Raw genomic sequence first — 20,428 nt, 5'->3', positions numbered from 1 at the left:
TGGCCGCGCGAAGTTCACACAACAAATGAGGAGACGCTCATGACAATCCAACAGATTTCCAGCTTCGCGGCCGGTGAATGGGTTTCGCCCGGTGCGGGTGCCCGCAACATAACAAGCGCGGTCACCGGCGAGGTGATCGCCACGGCCGGCAACAGCGCGTTGGATGTGCAGGGGATGCTGGACTATGCGCGCAATGTCGGCGGGCCGGCGCTGCGGCAGATGACGTTCCACCAGCGGGCCAAGATGCTCAAGGCGTTGTCCATTCATTTGGGTCAGCACAAGCAGGCAATGTATGACTTGTCTTTCAGCACAGGTGCGACCCAGTCCGACCACTTGATCGACATAGACGGTGGTATCGGCACGATGTTCGTCTTCGCTTCGAAAGGTCGCCGCGAGATGCCGGACGGACATGTCTATCTGGACGGTGAGGTCGAGCAGTTGTCGCGCAATGGCACCTTCCTGGGGCAGCACATCTGTACCCCGTTGCACGGGGTGGCAGTTCACATCAACGCGTTCAACTTTCCTGTCTGGGGGATGCTGGAAAAGCTGGCTCCAACCCTTCTGGCAGGCGTTCCGGCCATCGTAAAGCCAGCAACGAACTCGTGCTACGTCACCGAACTATGCGTCCGGCTGATGCTGGATTCCGGCATTTTGCCTGCTGGCGCGTTGCAGCTGGTTTCGGGTGGTCTGGGCGATATGCTGGACCGTCTGACCATGCAGGACGTGGTCAGTTTCACCGGATCTGCGGAAACGGCGTCGAAACTGCGTTCCAACCCGGTGATTCTGGAGAATTCAGTTCGTTTCGTGGCCGAGCAGGATAGTCTGAACTGCTCGATCCTGGGCCCTGATGCCGAGCCCGGAACGCCGGAATTCGATCTTTTTGTCAAAGAAGTCCAGCGCGAGATGACCACGAAGGCCGGGCAGAAATGTACGGCGATCCGCCGGATCATTGCCCCAGAGCCTCAGGTGCAGGCGGTGATCGAAGCTCTGTCCGCGCGGTTGGCAAAAACGGTCATCGGCGACCCAAGGCTGGAAACCACACGCATGGGTGCGCTGGTCTCGAACGGTCAGAAACGCGATGTTCTGGAAAAGGCGGCAATCATCGGGCAGGAAGCCGAGCGCGTTTTCGGCGACCCTGACGATTTTGAGGTTGATGGAGCGGATGCCGAAAAAGGCGCGTTCCTGCCGCCGATGTTGTATCACTGTGCCAATCCGGATGCGGCCCGACGCGTCCATGACACCGAGGCTTTTGGCCCGGTTAGCACGGTGATGGGGTATCGCGATCTTGACCATGCGATCGAACTGGCAAATCGCGGGCAGGGGTCGCTGGTGGCGTCGGTCATAACCCGTGACGCGGATGTGGCACGGCACGTTGCCCTGGGGGCCGGGGCCTATCACGGGCGGCTGTATTTCAACAATCGCGACTCGATGAAGGAATCCACCGGCCACGGTTCTCCGCTGCCGCATATGGTTCACGGCGGCCCCGGACGCGCTGGTGGCGGCGAGGAGATGGGCGGTGTGCGTGGCGTGAAGCATTACATGCAGAGGACTGCCATTCAGGGGTCGCCCGATCTGCTGACCGCGATCGGGAACAAATGGGTTCCCGGCGCGAACGAGGTCGAAGGGCCAGCCCATCCGTTCACGCGCCGGTTCCACGAGCTGGCGATTGGCGAGACCCTCCACACGGCGCCCCGTACAATCACGATGGAAGACATCGAACACTTTGCCAATTTCACCGGCGATACGTTCTATGCGCATATGGATCAGGCAGCGGCGGAACGGAACCCGTTCTTCCCGGGCCGTGTGGCCCATGGGTATCTGCTTTTGTCATTTGCAGCCGGATTGTTTGTTGAACCGAACGAAGGCCCGGTTCTGGCAAACACGGGTCTTGACGGGTTGCGATTCATGAAGCCCGTCGAGGCGGGTGATACCATCAAGGTGCGGTTGACGGTCAAGGCCAAGACCAAACGGAACGAGGAATACGGCGAAGTCCGCTGGCATGTCACCCTGACCCAGCAGGATGATGAAATGGTTGCGGAATATGAGCTTTTGACGATGGTCGCCTACTAGGCCCGGAACCCATTGAACTTGGCAGGTCAGCGTGTTCACGGTTCGAAAAAAAACGAGCGGTGAACATGTCTGATCTTCGGGATACGTGCCAGAAACCAGGGTCGCAAACAGTGCTGGTTGCCTGCAAAGCACGCCAAGCGGCGCAATCGCGTCAAGATCTTGTTCGACAGGATCAAGGGCTGGTGGCGCGTCGCAACCCTGTGCGACCGAGGCTCAAAGGTCTTCTCGCCCGCGTCGCCATCGTCATCTGTTGGCTGTGACTCCTCATCCCCGCGCCCGTTAAACATGCACCTCAACCTGAGTTTGCAGATTGGCCGGGCGTTCCATCAGGGTGGAAAAACAGCGGTCTTCTTTACCGTTCCATAAACAAAACTGGTGTCGATCGAAGCAATCCCACCGATCGGGTGAATTCTGTTTCGAATGAACTCTTCATATGCCTCGAGATCCGATACCAACACCCGCAACTGGTAGTCCATCGCCCCGGTCAGCACGTGGCATTCAAGAACTTCGTCGATCATCCGAACGCGTTTTTCGAAATTCTGAACGTCCGTTTCATTGTGCCGCTCCAACCGGATCCGCACAAAAACGGTAATGCCTATGCCGTATGCGGCGGCGTCCACATCTGCGCTGTAACCCTTTATGATCCCGCGCGCTTCGAGGTTCTTGACCCGGCGCAGACACGGCGACGGAGACAGGCTCACCTCGTCGGCAAGGTCCTGGTTCGTCATGCGCCCGTCCTTTTGCAGCGCCCGAATGATCTGTCTGTCTTTATCGTCCATTTCAACCTAAAACTTGGCAGAATCTGCCAATACGGATCGCAGTATTGGTACTATTTGCAAGCAAAAGCCCAAAGTAAAGGTGCAAACTGGCGCCAGCTTGAAACAGGAGCTTGCAATGACTCGTTCAACCGGATTTGCCACCCGCGCCATTCACCACGCTTACAACCCTTTGGAAAATGACGGCTCCCTTACCCCACCGCTGCATTTGACGTCCACGTTTACCTTTGAAACCGCAGAGGCTGGTGGAGAGATGTTTGCCGGTGAACGCGCAGGTCATATCTACAGCCGTATTTCGAACCCCACATGTGACCTTCTGGAACAACGCATTGCCGTGCTTGAAGGGGCCGAGGCCGGACTGGCCCTTTCCAGCGGAATGGGGGCGATCACGGCAGTGCTTTGGACCCTGCTGTCGCCGGGGGACGAAGTCATCGTAGACAAAACGCTCTATGGCTGCACCTTCGCCTTCATGCGCCACGGACTGGCGAAATGGGGGGTCACGATCACCCATGTCGACATGACAGACCCAGAGAACCTAAAAGCCGCCGTTTCCGACAAAACCCGCGTTGTCTATTTCGAAACGCCGGCCAATCCGAACATGCGCTTGGTGGACATCTCCGCCAGCGCCGAGATCGCGCATTCGGTCGGTGCAACGGTTGTCGTCGACAACACCTATGCCAGCCCCTATCTGACCCGCCCGATCGAGCACGGGGCGGATATCGTTCTGCATTCTGCCACCAAGTATCTCGGCGGGCATGGCGATGTGGTCGCTGGTCTGGTTGTCGGCACCGCCGAACAGATCGCCGAAATCCGCCTGGTCGGAATGAAGGATATGACCGGTGCGGTCATGGCCCCTTTCAACGCGATGCTGATCCTGCGTGGCCTGAAAACACTGAACCTGCGTCTGGATCGTCATTGCGCGTCCGCCGGGGTCGTCGCTGATTTCCTCGAGGCCCATCCCGCCGTCGGCGAGGTTTACTTTCCCGGGCTGAGAAGCTTTGCCCAGCATGATGTCGCGCAGCGGCAAATGTCCCAACCCGGCGCCATGATCGCGTTCGAGATCAAGTCCGGCCTGTCCGGTGGGATCGAATTCATGAATCGTCTGAACATGATCCAGCGCGCGGTGTCTTTGGGCGATGCCGAAACGCTGATCCAGCACCCTGCATCCATGACGCATTCGACCTATACCCCGGAAGAACGGGCCGAGCATGGGATCAGCGATGGTTTGATCCGTTTGTCCGTCGGGCTTGAGGATGTCGAAGATATCCTCGCAGACCTGGAGCAAGCTTTGCCTTATCCTGCCCGCAGCGCCGCCTGAACCCGGAGACCGCCATGCACATTGATCCCACCCAGTTGAAGATCGTTGAACAACGTCTGTTATGGTTGTCGCATTGGATGATCCACCATGCCAACCACATCCGGCCAAAGGTGGATGGGATCAAGGTTGGTGGCCATCAGGCGTCGTCTGCTTCGATGGTGTCGATCATGACCGCGCTCTATTTTTCGGCCCTGCGCCCTGAAGACCGGGTGGCTGTCAAACCCCATGCCTCGCCGGTTTTCCATGCGATGCAGTATCTCATGGGCAATCAAACGCGCGAGAAGATGGAAAACTTCCGTGGTTTTGGCGGTGTGCAAAGCTATCCCAGCCGGACCAAGGATATCGACGACGTTGATTTTTCCACCGGGTCTGTGGGTTTGGGTGTCGCGATCACCTCGTTTGCTTCGATCATTCAGGATTACATCAAGGCCAAAAGCTGGGGCTCGGATGCTCCGATGGGGCGGATGGTGGCCCTTGTAGGCGACGCAGAACTGGACGAAGGCAACGTCTATGAGGCATTGCAGGAAGGCTGGAAGAACGACCTGCGCAATACGTGGTGGATCATTGACTACAACCGGCAATCCCTGGATGGCATCGTCCGCGAAGGGCTGTTCGAACGGATTGAAAAGATCTTCGATGCGTTCGGTTGGGATGTCGTGCGCGTGAAATATGGGGTTCTGCAACGCGCGGCCTTTGAAGAACCGGGTGGCGATCGCCTGCGCGACTGGATCGATGCGTGCCCCAATCAGGATTATTCGGCTTTGACCTTCATGGGGGGCGCAGTCTGGCGGCAGCGCTTGATGGACGATCTGGGGGATCAGGGGGATGTGACTGCCTTGATTGAACGGCGGACGGACGCAGAGCTGGCGGCGCTGATGGAAAACCTTGGCGGCAATTGCGTCGAGACCATGGCCCGGACATTTGCCGCCATCGATCATGATCGCCCGACCTGTTTCCTGGCCTACACCGTCAAAGGGTGGGGCACCCCCATCGCAGGTCACAAGGACAATCACGGCGGGCTGATGAACAACAGCCAGTTCGCCGCGTGGCAGTCGCATATGGGCGTGCCAGACGGCGAGGAATGGGAGCCGCTTGCGACAGTACAGGACCCCGCCGCATTCAAGGATTTTCTGGCCAGGGCACCGTTCTTTGCCAAGGGTCCGCGCCGCTATTTCGATGACAAGCTGGACGTGCCAAGGATCGAGGTCGACACCAGCCGTGAAATCTCGACCCAGATGGCGTTTGGCAAGATCCTTGACGATCTGTCAAAAGGTGATGGCCCGTTGACCGAACGCATCGTGACAACCTCTCCGGATGTCACCGGCACGACGAACCTGGGGCCTTGGGTGAACAGGCGCAAGCTGTTTGCCCGATCCACGCAAGCCGATGCCTTCATAGAACACCGGATCCCTTCGACGGCGAAATGGGAATTCACGCCGGGAGGGCAGCATATCGAGCTTGGGATCGCCGAAATGAACCTGATGCTGCTTCTGGGAGCGGCGGGTCTGTCGCATTCCCTGTTTGGCAAACGGTTGATCCCGATCGGCACCGTCTATGACCCCTTTGTCAGTCGCGGCCTCGATGCGCTGAACTATGCCTGCTATCAGGATGCACGCTTTATTCTCGTTGGTACGCCGTCGGGCGTGACACTGGCACCTGAAGGCGGAGCGCATCAATCCGTCGGCACACCGCTGATCGGCATGAGCCAGGACGGGCTGGCTGCATTTGAACCCGCCTTTGCTGATGAACTGGCGGTGATCATGGAATGGGCCTTCGACTATCTGCAACGCGACGGTGAAGGACAACCGGACGAGCGCACATGGCTGCGCGATGAAACCGGCGGTTCCGTCTATTTGCGTCTGACGACCAACCCGATTGAGCAGCCCGGCAAACGCGTGGATGACGAGTTTCGGCAGGGTGCCATTGACGGGGCCTATTGGTTGCGAAAACCGGGGCCCAATTGCGAAGTTGTAATCGCCTATCAAGGTGCTGTCGCGCCCGAGGCAATCAAGGCCGCCGGTATCATCGGCGAGGGTCGCCGCGATGTCGGCGTTTTGGCCGTGACGTCCGCGGATCGGCTGAATGCCGGTTGGACGGCTGCACAACGCGCGCGGTCGCGCGGCAACCCCGCCGCACTATCCCACATCGAAACCCTGATGTCTGGTCTGCCAGCGCACTGCAATCTGGTCACCGTGATTGACGGGCATCCTGCAACATTGTCGTGGCTGGGCGCTGTGCGCGGTCATCAGACCATTCCGATGGGGGTCGAACATTTTGGCCAGACAGGAACGATCGGTGATCTCTATCGCCACCACTGTATTGATGCCGATGCCATCATCGAAAAAGTGAGTGGTTTGACCCGTGGCAGAGTACTTCATCGGGCAACAGGGGCTTGAGATTGGGCCAACAAGATCAGGAACGATCCCGCTCGGGCTCTTGTTTGACCCATGTCGCATCGACGACGGTCGATGTCATCGAAATGATCGGCACGGTTATGCGTGCCCGGTGCATGTTTCCGACGCCCAACAGCAGGCAGCTGCCGGCAAGATGTTGAATTATGTTCCCGCGTTGACCTAGGCTTGACGCGGCCCGGCCCTGGCGGTTGCGTCAGGGTCTGACCTGTCAGGGTGTTACCTTATGAGGAGCTTTTCGGCGAAAATGCCCGTTTTCCCGTCTATACAACCGGGATAGCAGCCGATAAGGGGCTGTCTTTACCCTTGGATGATCCGCTGATCGCAATTCCGCACAGCGCCTATCACCTGGCCGATACAAAGAACCACCACCGTGAAACAAACCATTGCAGATGCGCTAGCGCGCAAGGGCTATGATACATTGACCCAGGTTCAGCGAGCCGTCACCCAGCCCGAGCTGGAAGGGCGCGACATGCTGGTTTCGGCCCAGACCGGATCAGGGAAGACCATTGGGTTTGGTCTGGCGATAGCGCACAGGGTGCTGGGCGATGAAGAAACGCTCGGCAAACCCGAAGCGCCGTTGGCGCTGGTTGTCGCACCGACCCGCGAGCTGGCACTTCAGGTAAAACGGGAACTTGGCTGGTTGTATTCCGGAGCGGGAGCGTTTCTGGCCTCGTGCGTCGGGGGCATGGACATTCGGGATGAACGTCGCGCGTTGGCCCGAGGCGCCCATATCGTTGTGGCCACTCCGGGACGACTTCGCGACCATATCAATCGAGGTTCAATCGATCTGACAGCTATCCGAGCGGTTGTCCTGGACGAAGCGGATGAAATGCTGGATCTGGGGTTCCGCGAGGATCTTGAGTTCATCCTTGATGAAACACCCGCAGATCGTCAGACCTTGTTGTTTTCTGCCACTGTGCCACGCGCAATTGCCAATCTGGCCAAGCGGTATCAGCGCGACGCGGAACGTGTGAGCACGGTCGGCGAACTGACCCAGCATGCGGATATCGAGTATCGGGCCATGACGGTGGCGCCGCGTGATGGTGAAAACGCGATAATCAATGTGCTGCGATATTACGAGGCCCCCAATGCCATCGTTTTCTGCAACACCCGAGCGATGGTTTCGCGCCTGACCGCGCGCCTGTCGAACCGGGGGTTTTCTGTCGTGGCCCTGTCCGGTGAGCTGACCCAGAGCGAACGATCCAACGCGTTGCAGGCCATGCGCGATGGACGGGCCCGGGTCTGCGTCGCAACCGATGTTGCGGCCCGCGGCATCGATCTGCCCAACCTTGATCTGGTGGTCCATGCCGAACTGCCCAACAGCCATGAAACACTGCTGCACCGGTCTGGCCGCACGGGTCGCGCTGGCCGCAAGGGCGTCAGTGCCCTGATCGTCGCGCCATCATCGCGCAAAAAGGCAGAGCGCATTCTGAAATTTGCCAAGCTGACAGCAGAATGGGGATCGGCCCCGTCTGCCGACGAGGTGAACGAGCGTGATCAGGCTCGGATGCTGGCATCAGAGGACTGGCAGGTCGAGGTCACGGAAAGCGAACGCCCGTCTGTTGAAAAACTGATTGCTCGCTTCACGCCCGAACAAATCGCAGCCGCTTACCTGAGGCAATACAAACTGCGCCATTCCGCCCCGGAAGAGCTGTCGGCGGTCGATCAGGCCGCCCCAAAACCACGCGCATCTTTTGGGCCAGGCGTCTGGTTTTCATTGTCCGAAGGGCGCAATCAGAATGCGTCCCCCCGTCATATGCTGCCGATGATCTGCAAGGCGGGCGATCTGACAAAAGACGACATCGGTGCCATCCGGATTGCCGCGGACGTAACTTATTTCGAAATCAGTGAGGGAAGTGTCGACCGCTTTCTGACGGCCATTGGTCCAGAGATGAAAATCGAAGAAACCAAAGACCTTGTGCGGTTGGACAAAGCACCGGACCTGTCGTCAACCGGTCGGTCCGGTCTCAAAAGAAAGTTCAAAGGCGGACCTTCGGGACACAAAACGGAAAACTCTCCGGCTGAGCGGAAAGCCCGCCGCCGCCAATCCAAGCCCGAGGTTCAGCCTGCCCAGACCGTGCCCGCGACCGAAACCCGCCGAGCGTCGGATGACGACGCAAAAAGCCAGTTCAGCGCTTCGGGCGCAAAACCGAAAAAACGCAAGCCCGGCAGTGTCGAGCAAAGGAGAGGTCGCTCCAAACCAGCCGGAGACGCGCCGAAAGGTCCGCCGCCGCCAAAGGGCAAGCCAAACAGCAAGAAGAATCGTGCACGCGCGGCGGCCGTCAAATCCGCCAAGGGTGGCAACGCAGTTCCAAAACGTCGCAAATCCGGACCCAAGGGCAGTTGATTTCCGCCACGCGCAAGGTCTGTCCTCTGGGCATCGGCAAGTGACCAGGTGCCGTGGATTTCGGTCGCGGCATACACATGTGCTTAACAGTTGCGTGATTTTTCGGGGTAGGAGCAAACTAAGCTTTGCTCTTCCTGCGATCTCAACCGAATACTGTGGTACAGGACATTCTTTTCGGGGTTTTCATGCGGTTCAGTGTCGGCATTGCTGTATCTATGCTGGTCGCCGTATCCATCGGCGTGTCGACCTTCGTTGTTCATTCGCTGTGGTGGACGACCGCGCGTGACAACAGCCGCATGCTTGCCGCTGAGATCAACAGCCAGATTGCAAACGCGGTCCGCATCGAAGTCGGGGCAACCCTCAGATCCGCCGAAGCCGCATGGTCGGCGGTACGCACGATCTTTGTACAGAATGTCATCGCAACACGGCAGGCCGATAAACGAGAGTTCGTCTTTCTGTCTCAGTTGCAGGCGCAGCCGAATATTTCCTGGATTTTCTTCGGCTGGCCGGATGGCAACTTTTTCGCATCGCATCGGTTGGGCGACAGCGGGCTTGAGATGATAGAGATCGACAAGGAAATCCGCGACCGGAACCTGCGGACCGATCGATACATTTTTATTCCCGGGGATATTCAGTTCGAAGAAAGGACCTTTGTTCCGACCTCCTATGATCCTCGTGATCATGCCTGGTTCAACAATTTCATGTCTCTGGACACGATGGGATGGATCGAAGCACGCGATCTTCCGGGCAGTGACAAGACCGTATACGCATTTGCGGGGCCGATCGATGTCAACCGGGCACGGCAGGGTGTTCTTGCGGTCGCAATCGAAACCGACCGTTTGTCACGCTTTCTGGCGACGCTCGAGCCCGGCGAATTCGGAGCCGCCTTTATTCTGGATGCTGATGGCAAAGTAATTGCTGTTCCCGACGCAAAAGCGGACGAAGTTACACCGGCGCGCATGGGCGAGGGTGAGCTGTACGAGGTTGCCAAGATCTCGGGGGAAAAACTGTTGGGCGACCCGGATGGCAAGACTGCGGGCAGTTCGACGAAACGCGTGGTGATCGATGGCGTCCCCTATGCGGTGGCCCTGACACCTTTGGGTTTTTACGGGTGGCGCGTCGCTACGGTCATTCCGGAGGCGGCCTTTTTGTCGGGAATCAATGCAACCTTGATAGACCTGATCTATATCCTGATCGGGGTCGTGATCGTCTCAACCGCCCTGGCAATCTGGTTGATCCGTCGAATTGTGGCCAATCCTTTGGCGCGCATTGCCGAGGATCTGAGCAAGATCGAACGCTTCGACGTCGAACGCATTCCACGCCGGCCTTCAAACCTGTCCGAGCTTGCCAATCTGTCTGCGGCAACGGCCAGCATGGCAGCAGGGTTGTCCGCGTTCCGAAAGTACGTGCCGACCGATCTTGTGAAGATGCTGCTCGCCGAGGGCATCAAAACGCAGCCCGGTGGCGACATGAAGCAGATATCCGTGTTGTTTTGCGATGTGACCGGATTCACCGGGTTGTCGGAAAAACTCGGCCCCCAAATCATCCAGTTGATGGAGCCCTTTTTCTCTGCGGCCGCAGCAGCCGTCGCGCGCCATGAAGGGACGATCGACAAATTCATGGGTGACGCGGTCATGGCGATCTGGGGGGCACCGCGCAAGGATGCGCTCCATGCCGAAAATGCCTGCCGCGCGGCTCTGGATCTTGTCGTGACCGTGGAAGATGCGGGCATCGAGGACGAGGCCGGAAATTCCCTGCGTGTCAGGATCGGGTTGAACAGCGGTGAAGCTTTGGTTGGCAACATTGGGTCAGAGCAGCGGTTGAACTACACGGCGATCGGTGACGTCGTGAATGTGGCCAGCCGATTGGAAGGGGCCAACAAGGAGTATGGCACGCGTATTCTGATCGGCCCCGAGACCCGGCGCGAAGCAGGCGACGCAATTGTCGTCCGAGAGCTGGACACGCTCGCGGTCTTTGGCCGGACCGAGGAACTGGTGGTCTATGAGCTGATTGCGATGGCCGACGGTTCTGAAGGTTCCCTTGATTGGATCGAGACCTACGAACAAGGTCTTGCGCATTATCGTTCCGGCCGGTTCGAGCAGGCGATAGATGCGTTTGAGGTCGCGGACAAAATACGGGGCGGGGACCCTGTGTCCGTCGCCATGAAGTTGCGCGCAACGAAACTTTTGACCAACCCTCCCTCGGGGGATTGGCGTGCGGTTACGCATACGGACAAGACGTGAGCGCGCAGGCCATGAGAGCATGCAATCCGCACCCGTGAACAGCAAGGTCTGAGTGCGCGGAAGGGGGATTCGGGCCGTCGTATCGTTTTCGCAGCGAAGATGAGAATGAATTCCGGAAATCAGGGTGCAATAGCAGAAAGAGTCTTCAAAGATATCCGCAGAAAGACACTATTGACATTAGATTTTGTATTTTGGATACATTAGACAGAGGGATCGCGACGACCTGTGCTGTCACTGAATGCTCTGGCGATAAAGAGCCATGCGATTGTCTTTATAAGTCCTTTTCTGGGAGAAAATCATGAACCTCAAACTTCTGGCCGCAACCACTGCGATCGCCCTGACGGGTGCCGTGGCGCAGGCAAATACACTTGTATATTGTTCCGAAGGATCGCCTGAAGGGTTCGATCCTGCGCTGTACACCGCGGGGACGACCTTTGATGCGTCTTCACATCCGATCTACAATCGGTTGCTTGAATTTGAAACGGGCACGACCAATGTGGTCCCCGGCCTGGCCGAAAGTGTCGAGGCCAGCGATGATGGTCTGGAATACACTTTCAAGCTGCGCCAGGGCGTCAAGTTCCACTCGAATGACGCGTTCACGCCGACCCGCGACTTCAACGCGGATGACGTGATTTTCTCCTTCATGCGTCAGAAAGACGAAAACCACCCTTATCATCAAGTGTCAGGCGGAACCTGGGAATATTTCCAGGGTATGGGGATGCCTGATCTGGTCGAGTCCATCGAAAAGATCGACGACTACACGGTGAAATTTACCCTGTCCAAGCCCGAAGCACCGTTTGTCGCCAATATGGCGATGGACTTTGCCTCAATCGTGTCGGCGGAATACGCTGCGGGAATGATGGAAGCCGGTACGCCGGAAAAACTGAATACGGCACCCATCGGAACCGGACCTTTCTCGTTCGTGGCTTATCAAAAAGACGCGGTGATCCGTTACGCGGCCAATGATGCGTATTGGAAAGACCCGGCGCAGGTCGAAAACCTGATCTTTGCCATCACACCGGATGCATCTGTGCGCTATCAAAAGCTGAAAGCAGGCGAATGTCATGTGATGCCCTATCCGAACCCTGCCGACATTCAGGCAATGAAGGATGATCCGGACATCAACATGCTGGAACAAGAGGGCCTGAACGTTGGTTATCTGGCCTACAACACCACCATGGCGCCATTCGACAATCCGAAGGTGCGCAAAGCGCTGAACATGGCGATCGACAAGCAGGCGATCATCGACGTGGTCTTCCAGGGCTCGGGCCAGGTGGCTAAGAACCCGATCCCGCCTACCATGTGGGGCTACAACGACGCCATCGTGGACGATCCCTATGATCCCGAAGCGGCCAAGGCGATGCTTGAGGCCGAAGGTGTTTCGGACCTGTCGATGAAAATCTGGGCCATGCCCGTCCAGCGCCCCTACAACCCCAATGCCCGTCGCATGGCCGAGTTGATCCAGGCGGATTTCGCCAAGATCGGTGTGGGCGTCGAAATCGTCTCGTACGAATGGGGTGAATACCTGTCTCGCTCGAAAGAACTGAACCGGGACGGTGCTGTTCTGCTGGGCTGGACCGGGGACAATGGCGACCCGGACAACTTCCTGGCGGTATTGCTGGGCTGTGACGGTGTCGAAGCATCCAACCGGGCGCAATGGTGCCATCAGCCATTCGAAGACCTGATCCTGAAGGCCAAGCAAAGCACGGATCAGGCCGAGCGGACCAAACTGTATGAAGAAGCGCAGGTTGTGTTCAAGGAGCAGGCTCCGTGGGCAACCATCGCGCATTCGGTCGTTTACATGCCCATGAGCAACAAGGTGCAAGGCTATAAGGTGCACCCTCTGGGCGGTCACATCTTCTATGGTGTGAGCGTCGAATAAACCACCACTCGCAAACCGGAGCCACCAGAGTGGTGGCTCCGGCTTTCTTATTGAGGAGGTCGGGCAGAATGCCGGATTTGTCCGAATACCGCCAATTGGCACTGGATATGTCAGTGGACGCAGTGGCCCTGGTGCCGGGTCCGAATTTCACCCGCGCATTGGGCAAATCCTTCATGAGCCACGAGCGGCCTTTTGTCGTGGTGATTCCGGCCCAGGGTGATCCGGCGGCGATCGTGCCCAATCTGGAACTCGCCTCATGGGATCTGGTTGGATTTGAGGGTGCCGTGTTCGACTGGCGCGATCAGACCGGCTATGACGGCGCCTTTTCCGCGCTGGCAGCGCATAGTCCGATCAGATCGTTGGCCGTCGAAGGTCAGGTGATGCGGTTTTTCGTGTCAGACGCGTTTACCCGCGCAATTCCGGATCTGCAGATTGTGGACGGCGAACACGAAATCTCAGGCCTTCGCATCATCAAAACCGAAGAAGATATCGCCGCGCTGCAAGCGGCCATCGATATTTCGGAACGCGCGTTGCAGCGTGTGATTGCGGGTGTTCGCACAGGTCAGACCGAAAAACATATCGAGCAGGCGCTGATACAGGCGCTTTTTGCGGAAGGCGCCGAGTCGCTGGCCTTTTCCCCCATCGTGGCTGCGGGGGACAACTCGGCACGACCGCACGGCAAGGCGCGCGCCGACTACCGGATCAAGGCAGGCGACGCTTTGCTGTTCGACTTTGGCGCTCGAAAACATGGTTTTGCGGCCGACATCACGCGAACTTTTTTCGTTCAGGACGTCACGGACGAAGGCCGGGATGTCTACGACACGGTTTTGCGCGCCAACAAAGCCGGGTTCGAAGCCTGCCGCCCCGGCGTGACAGCGCATGACATCGACGATGCCGTCACAGGCGTGCTTGAGGCCTCGCCCTTTGCCGATCGTATCCGGACCAAGACAGGTCACGGTCTGGGCCGGGATGTGCATGAGGCGCCGTATATCATGCGCGGCAACAGCCAGAAAATCCTGCCGGGCATGGTCTGGACCAACGAACCCGGTCTGTATGAATTGGACAAGTTCGGCGTTCGCATAGAAGATGACGTCCTTGTCACCGGGGATGGCTGTCGGTCACTGACCCGCTTTCCCAAAGAACTTACAATCATAGGTCGCTGATGCTTGGCTATTTCCTCACCCGTCTTGGCCTGTTTGTTCCGACATTTCTGGGCGTGACGCTGATTTCGTTCATGTTCATCCGGGTGCTGCCCGGCGATCCGATCATCGTGATGGCCGGAGAACGCGGCATGACGGAAGAACGTTATCAGGAAATGGTCGAAAAGCTGGGTTTCGACAAGCCGGTGTTGCAGCAGTATTGGGATTACCTCACCGGAGTGCTTCAAGGTGATCTGGGCGAAAGCTTTGTCACTAGGAAACCCGTATGGGATGAGTTCTTTTCGCTGTTCCCCGCAACGCTGGAGTTGTCCCTGTGCGCCATGATCTTTGCCGTTGCGCTGGGTCTGCCCGCGGGTGTGATCGCGGCGGTGAACCGAGGGAAGTTCTTTGACCGGGCGCTGATGTCCTCGGCGCTGGTCGGGTACTCGATGCCCATCTTCTGGTGGGCGCTGCTGTTGATCATCATATTCTCGGGCAATCTGGGCTGGACGCCGGTCTCGGGCCGGATCGACCTGTTGTATTACTTTCCCAGCGTCACGGGCTTCATGCTGATCGACAGCCTGCTGTCGGGTCAGGAAGGAGCATTCGGATCAGCCGTGCGCCATCTGATCCTGCCGACGATTGTGCTGGGAACGATTCCGCTGGCGGTAATCGCACGCCAGACCCGGTCGGCGATGCTGGAAGTTCTGGGCGAAGATTACATCCGCACCGCGCGCGCCAAGGGTTTGTCACCAACGCGGATCAATGGATTGCACGCGCTGCGAAACGCTTTGATTCCGGTTGTTACGGTGATCGGCCTATCGGTGGGCACTTTGCTGGCGGGGGCCATTCTGACCGAAACCATCTTCAGTTGGCCGGGCATAGGAAAGTGGATGGTCGACAGCATCTTTCGCCGTGACTACCCGGTTGTTCAGGGCGGATTGCTGATGATCGCGGTGATCGTGATGCTGGTGAACCTGCTGGTCGATGTCCTTTATGGCATCATCAACCCCAAAATTCGGAGGCGGTGATGGCCGAACTATCCTCAACCCCGCCCAGAACGGAAGACCGCCCCAGCGCCCTGCGCGAGTTCTGGTACTACTTCAGCGAAAACCGCGGCGCTGTCATCGGGCTTTGGGTTTTTGCAGCCTTCGTTTTTTGTGCCGCCTTTGCGCCCCTTCTGGCCCCCTATGACCCAACCGAGCAGTTCCGCGATCATATCCTGCAACCGCCTGCTTGGCAGGAGGGCGGAAGCTGGGCTTTCCCGTTGGGCACCGATCCGCTGGGTCGGGACATGCTGTCGCGCCTGATCATGGGCTCGCGCTATTCCTTCTTTGTCGGAATCGTCGTCGTCTGTGTGGCCGTGTCGGGTGGCGTGATGATTGGCCTGCTGTCGGGCTTTGCCCCCAAATGGGTCGATACGCTGATCATGCGGGTGATGGATATCGTTCTGGCCTTCCCGTCGCTGCTGTTGGCGCTGGTGCTGGTGGCCATCCTTGGCCCGTCGCTGACCAACGCGATGATTGCCATCGCCATCGTTTTCCAACCCCACTACGTGCGCCTGACCCGCGCGTCGGTTCTGGCGGAACGTCAGAAGGATTATGTCACGTCGGCGCGTGTGGCCGGTGCTGGCAGGTCACGGCTGATGTTCATCACCGTGCTGCCCAATTGTCTGGCACCCATCATCGTACAGGCGGCACTGTCCTTTTCGACGGCGATCCTGGATGCAGCTGCCTTGGGCTTTCTGGGCATGGGCGCGCAGCCGCCCACTCCGGAATGGGGCACCATGCTGGCCGAAGCGCGCGAATTCATACTGCGCGCCTGGTGGGTGGTCACCTTCCCCGGTCTGGCGATTCTTGTCACCGTTCTTGCCATCAACCTGATGGGTGATGGCCTACGTGATGCGCTTGACCCGAAACTGAAACGGAGCTGATGGCATGAGCCTTTTGCAGATCCGCAACCTGACTGTTGAATTCGCCACGGCCTCGGGCAAGTTCCGCGCCGTGGACGGTGTCGATCTGTCGGTCGACAGGGGCGAGCTGCTGGCCGTCGTCGGCGAAAGCGGCTCGGGCAAGTCGGTGTCGATGCTGGCGCTGATGGGGTTGTTGCCCTGGACCGCGACGATCACCGCTGACGAGATGCGCTTTGAGGGGGTGGATCTGGCCGGTCTTTCGGCCCGTGATCGCCGCAAGATCATCGGCAAGGAAATGGCAATGATCTTTCAGGAGCCGATGTCGTCGCTGAACCCCTGTTTCACGGTGGGATTCCAGATCAAAGAGGCCCTGCGCATCCATCTGGGAATGAACCGCAAGGACCGCCACCAGCGCGCGATTGAGCTGTTCGACCAGGTCGGCATCCCGGCCCCGGAAAGCCGCCTGAACACCTTTCCACATCAGATGTCAGGGGGCATGAACCAGCGCGTCATGATCGCGATGGCCATCGCCTGCAAGCCCAAGCTGCTGATTGCGGACGAACCGACCACCGCGCTGGATGTCACCATTCAGGCGCAGATACTCGACCTGCTGGTTCGGTTGCGGGACGAACACGATATGGGCCTTGTGCTGATCACTCATGACATGGGGGTGGTGGCCGAAACCGCCGAACGGGTTCAGGTGCAATATGCCGGACAAAAAGTCGAAGAGCAGCCCGTGCGTGATTTGTTCCGCACGCCGCGCCATCCCTATACATCCGCCCTGCTGAGCGCTTTGCCCGAGCGCGCGACCTCCAAGATTCTCCCGACGATTCCCGGCGTTGTGCCGGGCCAGTTCGATCGCCCCGCAGGGTGCTTGTTCAGCCCGCGATGCCGGTTTGCTGATGCAACTTGCGCTGAAATACCACCGACCCCTCATGCCGATGCCTTCGGCAAGGCACGTTGTCACTACGTAGAGAAAATTGCGGCCGGAGAATTGGCATGACCGACCCCATCGTTCAGGCGAAAGATCTGACCCGTTTTTACACGGTGAAGGGCGGGTTGCTGTCCAAGTCAGCGACAGTGAAGGCCCTTTCGGGGGTGGATTTCGAACTGAAACCGGGAAAGACTCTGGCCATCGTCGGAGAGTCCGGCTGTGGCAAGTCAACATTGGCCCGATTGGTCACGATGATTGAAGAGCCGACGTCGGGCAGGCTGACGATTGACGGTGTCGACATTACCCCGTCGCGGTGGAGCAAGATGCGGGAAACGGTGCAAATCGTGTTCCAGGATCCGTATGGATCGTTGAATCCACGTCAGCGCATCGGCCAGATCTTGCAGGAACCGCTGATCATCAATCGTCCGGACATGTCCGCCGCAGACCGCGAGGCACAAGCGCGCGACATGATCGAGATGGTGGGATTGCGGCCCGAGCATTATGATCGCTATCCACATATGTTCTCTGGCGGACAGCGTCAGCGTATCGCCATTGCACGCGCCCTTATGCTGAATCCCAGGGTCCTGGTTCTGGATGAACCGGTTTCGGCACTGGACGTCTCGATCCAGTCACAGATCCTGAACCTGCTTGTGGATTTGCAGGAACGGCTTGACCTCGCCTATCTGTTCATTTCGCACGATCTTTCCGTGGTTCGGCATTTTGCAGACGACGTGATCGTGATGTATCTGGGGCGTGCTGTTGAAAAGGCACCCAAAGAACAGCTGTTCGCCGCGCCGCGCCACCCCTATTCCAAGGCGTTGCTGTCCACGACGCCCCGGGCCGATCCCACGGCCCGAAAAGAACGGATCAAGCTTGAGGGCGAACTGCCGTCGCCGATGAATATTCCAAAAGGTTGCGCCTTTGCGCAAAGATGTTGGCTGGCAACCGATCAGTGCAGGGCAACATTGCCTGAACTGGCCGGAGAACCGCATCAGGTCGCGTGTCTGTACCCCTTGTAGTGCAAGTAGGTTTCTGCGTTGGTGTGATTGGGTGGCAAACAGGGCGGTCGCAATAGAAGCGACGGTGACTTCTTGTGGGAGAACCACCCCGCCAAGGCGCCGACGTGGGCGACCAAGCCACATGTTTGTGTCGCTACCGTCGAAGACCGCCATCTTCGAACCCTTGCGCAATACCGGACCGTTTACTTCCCAAGATGCGGCCCGAGCCGCCCAAATCCCTTGGGCGGCTTGGGCTTGATGATTTCGATGCACGGACGCGCGTGAAGAGAATACTCCGCCGCTCTTCCGGACAGGTCTTGCCCAGAGAAGGGAGGCATGTGCCAGACCGAATGCAGGGGCTACTCTGCCACTTCCGCCGAGGGTGCGTGTTTTTTGAATTGCTGATTGAACAGATTGCGGAAGCTTCCGTTCTTTTTCATCAACTCGTCCAGATTGCCCTGTTCCACAATCGAGCCATCCTGAACCACGATAATCTTATCCGCTTCCAGAACAGTCGAAAGTCGGTGCGCAATGACGACGACGGTCACGTCCTTTGTCAGGGTGTCCAAAGCCTTTTTGACAAGCGATTCCGATTCAGCATCCAGCGCGCTTGTGGCTTCGTCCAAAAGCAGGATCTCGGCTTTTCTCAGAATAGCGCGGGCAATCGCAATTCGCTGCTTCTGGCCACCTGACAGGAAGGTGCCGTTTTCGCCAACCTGCGTATTGTAGCCTTCGGGCAGATCCATGATGAAATCATGCGCATGTGCGGCTTTGGCGGCGTCTATGACTTCTTCGTCCGTGGCGTCAGGGGACGAGCAGCGCAGGTTGTCCATGATCGATGTCGAGAACAGGAATGTATCCTGACCGACATAGGATATTTTGCGTCTCAGCGAGGCAAAGCTCACCTCGCGTAGATCCTGACCATCAATCTCAACGCTGCCCTGATCGGGATCATAGAAACGCATGATCAGGCCGAACAACGTGGACTTGCCACCGCCGGACTGACCGACGAGCGCGGTGGTCTTGCCGGCCTCGAACGTGATATTCATATCTTCAATTACAGGCACGGCACCTTGATAGCCGAAAGTCACATCACGCAACGTGACCTGGCCGGGGCCTTCGATCAGGTCATGGGCTTCGGGACTTTCCACCATCGTGTCGTCCTGATCCAGCAGGCCGAACAACATGCTGATACCAACCATGCAGGTTTCGATCTGAACGCGCATTTTCGACAGCCGCTTGGCAGGTTCATAGGCCATCAGCAATGCCGTGATAAAGGACATCAACTGGCCCGCGCTGGGTTGTTCCGTGCCCGCAATTCCCATCGTGCTGACCAAAAGCACACCCGCCACGGCGAGGCCGGCCAGAAACTCCATAAGAGGGCTGGCAATGGACTGCAACTTGGCGATGTCATTCGACCGCTCTTCAACTTTGCGGATGGCGGTGTCCATGCGGTTGATCATCCGGTCTTCGAGTGAGAAGACCTTGATGACCTTGATCCCTGCCGAGGTCTCTTGCAGCACCCGAATAATTTCTGCCAGCGACTTGAATTCGGCCTGCATGATCGTACGTACGCTCTTCAGCAGATAGCGAACACCCAACAGGGCAATCGGACCCACGACAAAGAACAAGACGGATAGAACGGGCTGCTGATACACCATGACCACAATCAGCCCGACCAGAGTCAGGGTGTCGCGGACAAACCCGGTGACCAGCAAATCGATCAGGTTTCTGGCCGCCTGCGCACCATGGGTGGTGCGCATCAGAAGGTCCGACGATTCATTGGTCGAAAAGAACGAGACCCCATGTCTGAGCAGTTTACGGTAAACCTTGTCCTGCTGTTCCGCCACGATCCGATTGCCTGCGCGGGCAAGGAAGATAGCCTGAATATAGGATGCGACCGCCTTGACCAGAAACAGGAGGACAACCCCCAGCGCAATCAAATGTACCCAACCCTGCAAGTCGGGGCTGGTCATGGCATCGACAATGAATTCCATCATATATGCGGAGCCGGCCGTGGTGACCGCCACGGCAATCATTGCCAGAACCGCAATACCATACAGCTTGCCTTGCGCGTAAAAGCTTTCACCTACAAGGCGGCCCATATAGCCTGATCGCCACTTGTTCCAGGCGCGCTTTATCATTGCGTTCTCCAAATCGTGAAACTGTGCGCACGCTCAGTTAACCTATATCTTGTCGGGCCTAAAGGACAGATGCCATGCTGCGGCAGAGCGGCCCATCCCGACCATCTGAGCTGTACGCCCGCTAAATAATGGCTGGTTGACGATCGGACAAGAGTTGGAAAGCGCAACAACAACCGCGATTTGCCCCTTTGTACGGGCGCAGGCAGGGTTGGTGGCGCGACAGGATCCGCAAAAAACGCCTTAAAATACGG

13 protein-coding genes are annotated in these 20,428 nt (G+C 58.0%); 11 read left to right on the top strand and 2 right to left on the bottom strand.

Annotated features, from left to right (window positions below; genetic code table 11):
• Window positions 1–39: 39 nt before the first annotated feature.
• Window positions 40–2,070, top strand: a complete 2,031-nt coding sequence (gene paaZ, locus GS620_RS06095; RefSeq protein ID WP_171614651.1) for a phenylacetic acid degradation bifunctional protein PaaZ — start codon at window positions 40–42, stop codon at window positions 2,068–2,070.
• Between the two features lie 326 nt (window positions 2,071–2,396).
• On the opposite strand, the gene GS620_RS06090 is transcribed toward paaZ, so the two are convergent.
• Window positions 2,397–2,849 (bottom strand): Lrp/AsnC family transcriptional regulator, encoded by a 453-nt coding sequence (locus GS620_RS06090; protein ID WP_171229376.1) that lies wholly within the window; start codon window positions 2,847–2,849, stop codon window positions 2,397–2,399.
• Window positions 2,850–2,964: 115 nt separating this feature from the next.
• Here GS620_RS06090 and GS620_RS06085 point away from each other — a divergent pair, with 115 nt between their 5' ends.
• From GS620_RS06085 to GS620_RS06040, 10 genes are all read left to right on the top strand, one after another.
• On the top strand, window positions 2,965–4,164 hold the full coding sequence (locus GS620_RS06085; RefSeq protein ID WP_171614649.1) for a methionine gamma-lyase: 1,200 nt from the start codon (window positions 2,965–2,967) through the stop codon (window positions 4,162–4,164).
• A 14-nt stretch (window positions 4,165–4,178) separates the two neighbouring features.
• A complete protein-coding gene (locus GS620_RS06080) occupies window positions 4,179–6,560 on the top strand; it encodes a 1-deoxy-D-xylulose-5-phosphate synthase N-terminal domain-containing protein (protein ID WP_171614647.1) in 2,382 nt (793 codons plus the stop codon).
• A gap of 388 nt (window positions 6,561–6,948) precedes the next feature.
• Complete coding sequence (locus GS620_RS06075; RefSeq protein WP_171614645.1) at window positions 6,949–8,925, top strand: DEAD/DEAH box helicase; 1,977 nt, start codon at window positions 6,949–6,951, stop codon at window positions 8,923–8,925.
• Window positions 8,926–9,110: 185 nt separating this feature from the next.
• Complete coding sequence (locus tag GS620_RS06070; RefSeq protein WP_253283812.1) at window positions 9,111–11,168, top strand: adenylate/guanylate cyclase domain-containing protein; 2,058 nt, start codon at window positions 9,111–9,113, stop codon at window positions 11,166–11,168.
• Between the two features lie 298 nt (window positions 11,169–11,466).
• On the top strand, window positions 11,467–13,050 hold the full coding sequence (locus tag GS620_RS06065; RefSeq protein ID WP_171614643.1) for an ABC transporter substrate-binding protein: 1,584 nt from the start codon (window positions 11,467–11,469) through the stop codon (window positions 13,048–13,050).
• Between the two features lie 68 nt (window positions 13,051–13,118).
• Window positions 13,119–14,213 carry a Xaa-Pro peptidase family protein gene (locus GS620_RS06060; RefSeq protein WP_171331520.1) on the top strand — a complete coding sequence of 365 codons (1,095 nt, stop codon included), beginning with the start codon at window positions 13,119–13,121 and terminating at the stop codon, window positions 14,211–14,213.
• Window positions 14,213–15,220 carry an ABC transporter permease subunit gene (locus tag GS620_RS06055; RefSeq protein WP_152460561.1) on the top strand — a complete coding sequence of 336 codons (1,008 nt, stop codon included), beginning with the start codon at window positions 14,213–14,215 and terminating at the stop codon, window positions 15,218–15,220. The genes GS620_RS06060 and GS620_RS06055 overlap by 1 nt, the downstream gene beginning before the upstream one ends.
• Complete coding sequence (locus tag GS620_RS06050) at window positions 15,220–16,122, top strand: ABC transporter permease subunit (protein ID WP_152460560.1); 903 nt, start codon at window positions 15,220–15,222, stop codon at window positions 16,120–16,122. Before GS620_RS06055 ends, GS620_RS06050 begins: the two co-directional genes overlap by 1 nt.
• A gap of 4 nt (window positions 16,123–16,126) precedes the next feature.
• Window positions 16,127–17,104, top strand: a complete 978-nt coding sequence (locus tag GS620_RS06045; RefSeq protein ID WP_171614641.1) for an ABC transporter ATP-binding protein — start codon at window positions 16,127–16,129, stop codon at window positions 17,102–17,104.
• On the top strand, window positions 17,101–18,054 hold the full coding sequence (locus tag GS620_RS06040; RefSeq protein ID WP_171170018.1) for an ABC transporter ATP-binding protein: 954 nt from the start codon (window positions 17,101–17,103) through the stop codon (window positions 18,052–18,054). The genes GS620_RS06045 and GS620_RS06040 overlap by 4 nt, the downstream gene beginning before the upstream one ends.
• Window positions 18,055–18,392: 338 nt before the next feature.
• Here GS620_RS06040 and GS620_RS06035 read toward each other — a convergent pair whose 3' ends face one another.
• Window positions 18,393–20,177: an ABC transporter ATP-binding protein gene (locus GS620_RS06035; RefSeq protein WP_171614639.1), complete on the bottom strand. Its 1,785-nt coding sequence runs from the start codon at window positions 20,175–20,177 to the stop codon at window positions 18,393–18,395.
• Between the last annotated feature and the right edge of the window lie 251 nt (window positions 20,178–20,428).

Origin of the sequence: Ruegeria sp. HKCCD6428, assembly GCF_013110595.1 — a bacterium.
In the GTDB taxonomy this organism is placed as follows: Bacteria; Pseudomonadota; Alphaproteobacteria; order Rhodobacterales; family Rhodobacteraceae; genus Ruegeria.
Note: the sequence above shows the minus strand (reverse complement) of the source record. Positions and strands in the feature narration are given on the sequence as shown.

Bases quoted from the DNA above. Each gene is read 5' to 3' on its own strand.
- paaZ (WP_171614651.1), top strand. From the start codon at position 40: ATGACAATCCAACAGATTTCCAGCTTCGCGGCCGGTGAATGGGTTTCG.
- GS620_RS06090 (WP_171229376.1), bottom strand. From the start codon at position 2,849: ATGGACGATAAAGACAGACAGATCATTCGGGCGCTGCAAAAGGACGGG.
- GS620_RS06085 (WP_171614649.1), top strand. From the start codon at position 2,965: ATGACTCGTTCAACCGGATTTGCCACCCGCGCCATTCACCACGCTTAC.
- GS620_RS06080 (WP_171614647.1), top strand. From the start codon at position 4,179: ATGCACATTGATCCCACCCAGTTGAAGATCGTTGAACAACGTCTGTTA.
- GS620_RS06070 (WP_253283812.1), top strand. From the start codon at position 9,111: ATGCGGTTCAGTGTCGGCATTGCTGTATCTATGCTGGTCGCCGTATCC.
- GS620_RS06065 (WP_171614643.1), top strand. From the start codon at position 11,467: ATGAACCTCAAACTTCTGGCCGCAACCACTGCGATCGCCCTGACGGGT.
- GS620_RS06060 (WP_171331520.1), top strand. From the start codon at position 13,119: ATGCCGGATTTGTCCGAATACCGCCAATTGGCACTGGATATGTCAGTG.
- GS620_RS06055 (WP_152460561.1), top strand. From the start codon at position 14,213: ATGCTTGGCTATTTCCTCACCCGTCTTGGCCTGTTTGTTCCGACATTT.
- GS620_RS06050 (WP_152460560.1), top strand. From the start codon at position 15,220: ATGGCCGAACTATCCTCAACCCCGCCCAGAACGGAAGACCGCCCCAGC.
- GS620_RS06045 (WP_171614641.1), top strand. From the start codon at position 16,127: ATGAGCCTTTTGCAGATCCGCAACCTGACTGTTGAATTCGCCACGGCC.
- GS620_RS06040 (WP_171170018.1), top strand. From the start codon at position 17,101: ATGACCGACCCCATCGTTCAGGCGAAAGATCTGACCCGTTTTTACACG.
- GS620_RS06035 (WP_171614639.1), bottom strand. From the start codon at position 20,177: ATGATAAAGCGCGCCTGGAACAAGTGGCGATCAGGCTATATGGGCCGC.